This is a genomic window from Clostridium sp. NSJ-145 (assembly GCF_021044725.1).
In the GTDB taxonomy this organism is placed as follows: Bacteria; Bacillota; Clostridia; order Clostridiales; family Clostridiaceae; genus Clostridium; species Clostridium disporicum_B.
Map to the genome: position 1 here is coordinate 1 of NZ_JAJNOS010000039.1, position 4,612 is coordinate 4,612.

Below are 4,612 nucleotides of genomic sequence, written 5' to 3' on the forward strand. Positions count from 1 at the left end.
CCCATAGCATAAGCTAGTAAGACCCCTTGAAGAACACAAGGTTGATAGGTCAGAGGTGTAAGTGCGGTAACGTATTTAGCTGACTGATACTAATAGGTCGAGGGCTTGACCAATAAAAAATATAAAATTCATGTGCAATTTTCAGAGAACAAGATTCTTTGAAAAGGAAACTCACTCAACAGAGTTGAGGAGTACAAGATTCTAACTAAATCGAAGATTTAGAGAATCATAGCATCTAGTGATGATGGCGTAGAGGAAACACTCCTTCCCATTCCGAACAGGAAAGTTAAGCTCTACAGCGCCAATGGTACTGCACGGGAGACTGTGTGGGAGAGTAGGACGTTGCTAGGTAATATGCGCTATTAGCTCAGTTGGTAGAGCACCTGACTCTTAATCAGGGTGTCCCGGGTTCGAATCCCTGATGGCGCACCAAGACCTAAACTTATTGTTTAGGTCTTTTTTGTATACTAAATAAATTTTATTGTAAATGTATAGAGGTAGATACAGTAGTAATAGCTACTGGAGCTCCACCTAAACCAGCTCAAGCTAGAATTGATACATTACATATGTTAGCTAAATTAGTAGAATTAATTATTAATCCGATTATGGAAAGTGGCTTTTATGGACATTTTATAATTATTTCTAACCCTGTTTATATGATAGCTTATGATGTTTATAAGTTAATAGATTTAGATAGAAGTAGGATAATTAGAACTGGAACATCTGTTGATTTTGAAAGATTAAAAAATTTCAATGAATAATTATTAGATGTTGATCCAAAGTATGTTTAAGCTTATTCTATTAGAGAAGATGGAGATTCTCAAATGGGACCATCGTCTTATGTATATCTTGAAAGATATTTGAAGTGTATAGAAGAAAAAATAAAAAATATATTATAAAATAATTTAAAAAATTTATTTATATATAATAAAGAAAATAAAAACCTATAGAAATTAAACAATGAATTATAATTAAGAATGGCTTGTACACAAGGTTTGTGGCAGCTGAAATAAAAGAAAAAAAGTTTTAAAAAAAATATATCAAAAAAATGTTGACTTTTGTAGAAAAACTCTATATAATAAATTCTTGTCGAGGGACATATACAAAAGATAAATAAATCTGGTGATGATGGCATAGAGGAAACACTCCTTCCCATTCCGAACAGGAAAGTTAAGCTCTATAGCGCCAATGGTACTGCATGGGAGACTGTGTGGGAGAGTAGGACGTTGCCAGGTAAGATGGTTTACTAGCTCAGTCGGTAGAGCACTTGACTTTTAATCAAGGTGTCCGGGGTTCGATTCCCCGGTAAGCCACCAAAAAATCACTTCTAATTTAGAAGTGATTTTTTCATAAGTAAACTTGCTTAGCATTACATATAAAAAAAAGAAAAGGTTATTTATGCCTTTTCTTTTTTTATACTTCTTTTTATATCATTTTTGATAAACACTAAAAAGTTCTTTATAGCCTGCCAATCATCTTTTAATGAAGAATTACCATCATCTTTTAAAAAGTCACTTTTATATGTAGCCATTATAAAGAATAGTAATCCTAGATTGATATATATATCTTTTATATCTGCTATAAATAAGTCGCTAATTCCTATAAAGTCAAGACTACCACCGTAGAATACCTTATCTATTAAAGAACATAAAGCTCCTGCAAATATAAATACAAAACACATATCTCCCCAGAATGTATTCTTACCTGATTTAAATTTTATATATCTGTAGAATTCAAAGAAAATAAATAAAGCTATGAAATTAATTAGTATTAATAATGGAAAACTAATATTAAAATTAAATCTAGCATTCAACCAAGAACCATGAGTATTTATTATAGGATCAAATGATAGGAATCTTGGAATTATTTCATAATATGAATCGAAGAAGTTAAATTTAATTATTAGTTTACTACCTTGATCTATTAACATTAGAATAATAAAAATTATAAATAGCTTTTTGCTTTTAAAGCCATCAGAATATTTATTGCTTAGATAATAGATAATATATCCAACAAATGCGAATACAAAAACTAATGATAAGTTTAGGATAAGTGTATATAAATCTTTTACTCTTCCAGTTACAATCTCAAAAGCAAAGTATATAAGCCACATGATAGGAAGTATTCCTATAGTAAGAAGCTTATCTTTGTTATAAATATTTTTCATCTTTAGCCTCCTAAATTTAAGTTTATATTAATAATTTTAACATATATATATTAACAATTCATTATAATAGAAATTTATTATAAAATATTGGTATAATAAATAATATGTAAATATTTCTAAAATTTAGATTTTACAGAAGCGTAAAATTAGGTAAATGGAGGGTATTAAAATGTTGAAAATTTTCGCAGTATCAGATTCAATAGGAGAGATAGCAGATCAAGTAGCAGAAGCTGCAGCTAGTCAGTTTAATGACGAGGTTAAAATTAAGAGAGTACCATATGTAAAAACATTAGAAGATGTAGAAGAAGTAATCAAAGAAATTAAAGAGGAAGAAAATGCTATGATAGTATCAACTATCATTACTGTAAATGTTAGGGAATATTTAACACAAAAAGCTATTGAAAGCAATCTTACAGTAGTTAATGTATTAGGACCAATAATAAATGTAGCTTCATCTTTATTAAATCAACAACCACAGTATGATCCTGGAGCTATGTGGAAGACTGATGAAGCATACTTTAAGCGAATTGAAGCTATGGAATTTGCTATGCAATATGACGATAGTAAAGATTATAGAGGATTAAAAAATGCAGATGTGGTTTTAGTAGGACTTTCAAGAACTTCAAAGACACCACTTTGTATGTATTTAGCTAATAAGGGCATAAAGGCTATAAATATACCACTTGTTCCTGAAGTAGAGATTCCAAATGAACTATATGAAATAGATAAACATAAAGTATTTGGCTTAACAATTAATCCACTTCAATTGATAGAAATAAGAAAACGTAGATTAGATAAATTTCATAGAATACCATCAAATATAGAATATGCTGGTGATGCAAGAATATTAGAAGAGTTTGAATTTGCAGATAAGACTATGAGAAAGTTAGGGTGTAAAACTATTGACGTAACTCAGAGAGCAATAGAAGATACCGCACTAATCATTATTAAAGCATTAGGACATGGTAATTGATATTTATCAATCTAAATTATAGGAGGATAATATGAAAATAGGTTTAGTTTTAGCTGGAGGAGGGGCAAGAGGTGCATATCAAATTGGTGTTTGGAAAGCACTTATTGAGCTAGGTATAGATAAATATATTGAAGTTGTATCTGGAACGTCTATAGGAGCTGTTAATGCAATGCTTTTTCAGCAGAATGCATATGAAATGGCTGAGGAGTTTTGGTGTAATGTAAAGAAAGAGCAATTGTTACCTATAGATGAGAAAGAATTATTAGTTAAAGGTGTATTGTACGCAATAGGTGCTAAGAATATAAACTTTATAAGAAAATATATACCAAAGGCTCTAAAGGCGGGTACATTAACTAGAGAAGGTATGAATGAGTTTGTAGATAAAATGGATTTTGATGCTATTAAGAACTCTAAAATAAAAGGATATGCTACATGCACTAGATTACCAGATCTTAAAACTGAGTATTTTTATATTAATGATAATTCTGTAGAAGATATAAAAAAGATATTATGGGCAACATCTGCTGTTCCAATGATATATGATAGTCAAGAAATAAATAATGCTGAATATTTAGATGGAGGAGTAGGAGATAATGTGCCTATACAACCTGTGTATGGTGAAGGTTGTAATATTATTATAGTGGTACATTTAGCTAATGATAGTTTTATAGATAAATCGTTATATCCTAACACTAGTTTTATAGAGATTATACCTGAGGATATTGAGGGATATGATTTAAAAGAAATAATGGGATTTGATTCTAATGTAATAAAACAAAGAATGTTTAAAGGACATAAAGATGCTATAGATAAAATAAAGCCTATAATGGACATTACAAGATTAATAGATAAGAATGAATTGGAAAAGCAAAAAAATGAACAAAAATTTGTAAATAAATTGAACAAAATGTTTAACAAAATAAAAAACAATTAATTATAACTTAAAAGATGATTTTATATCTTATATATTATAAAGATATCAATATTATAAACTTTTAGTATAATAGGGTTATATATAGCTTACTTATATAATCCTATTATATATTAATATAGAAGTTAAAGATGAAATCAGTTTTATAATATTTTTAAATTAAATAGTGGAGTAAACTATTACAGTGAAATATTAATATAAATATGCATATTTTAAGTTGACAAGGAATTTAGTTAATGATAATATAAACTTCGTTGCCAATGAACAGTAGCAATAATGCAACTGATGGTTATAAAATTGTTTTAAAAAATGATTGACATAACCTAATTATGGTGATAAGATAAATATCGTTGCTAACGAAACTAAGTTAAAAAACTTTGGAAAAAGTTATTGACATAAAGTTGAGTAAGTGATAAGATAAAAAAGTCGCTTGAAGCGATAACAAAATATGGTCTTTGAAAATTGAACAGAATATAGTTAAAATAAATCCAGCAATTCTTTTGAGAGTTTTTAAGTGAGATTCTAAATTTTAATTTAGAAA

The 4,612-nt window shown here is 28.5% G+C and carries 4 protein-coding genes, 2 tRNA genes and 3 rRNA genes; 8 read left to right on the top strand and 1 reads right to left on the bottom strand.

The genetic code is table 11. The features are described 5' to 3' along the window. From LQE93_RS16510 to LQE93_RS16535, 6 genes are all read left to right on the top strand, one after another. Nucleotides 1-113 (top strand): 23S ribosomal RNA (locus tag LQE93_RS16510); the annotation flags it as partial. Between the two features lie 121 nt (nucleotides 114-234). Then, a 5S ribosomal RNA gene (gene rrf, locus LQE93_RS16515) occupies nucleotides 235-351 on the top strand. A 5-nt stretch (nucleotides 352-356) separates the two neighbouring features. Then, nucleotides 357-432: transfer RNA gene (locus LQE93_RS16520), tRNA-Lys, on the top strand. A gap of 59 nt (nucleotides 433-491) precedes the next feature. Then, on the top strand, nucleotides 492-761 hold the full coding sequence (locus tag LQE93_RS16525) for a lactate/malate family dehydrogenase (RefSeq protein ID WP_331000436.1): 270 nt from the start codon (nucleotides 492-494) through the stop codon (nucleotides 759-761). A 357-nt stretch (nucleotides 762-1,118) separates the two neighbouring features. After that, nucleotides 1,119-1,235 (top strand): 5S ribosomal RNA (gene rrf, locus LQE93_RS16530). Between the two features lie 5 nt (nucleotides 1,236-1,240). Further along, a tRNA-Lys gene (locus LQE93_RS16535) sits at nucleotides 1,241-1,316 on the top strand. 80 nt (nucleotides 1,317-1,396) lie between these two features. On the opposite strand, the gene LQE93_RS16540 is transcribed toward LQE93_RS16535, so the two are convergent. Then, a complete protein-coding gene (locus LQE93_RS16540) occupies nucleotides 1,397-2,167 on the bottom strand; it encodes a signal peptidase II (protein ID WP_055268502.1) in 771 nt (256 codons plus the stop codon). Nucleotides 2,168-2,336: 169 nt separating this feature from the next. Between LQE93_RS16540 and LQE93_RS16545 the strand changes: the two genes are divergently transcribed. Further along, entirely contained in the window at nucleotides 2,337-3,140 is an 804-nt protein-coding gene (locus tag LQE93_RS16545) for a pyruvate, water dikinase regulatory protein (protein ID WP_055268500.1), read from the top strand. 31 nt (nucleotides 3,141-3,171) lie between these two features. Next, complete coding sequence (locus tag LQE93_RS16550) at nucleotides 3,172-4,074, top strand: patatin-like phospholipase family protein (protein ID WP_186839731.1); 903 nt, start codon at nucleotides 3,172-3,174, stop codon at nucleotides 4,072-4,074. Nucleotides 4,075-4,612 lie beyond the last annotated feature (538 nt).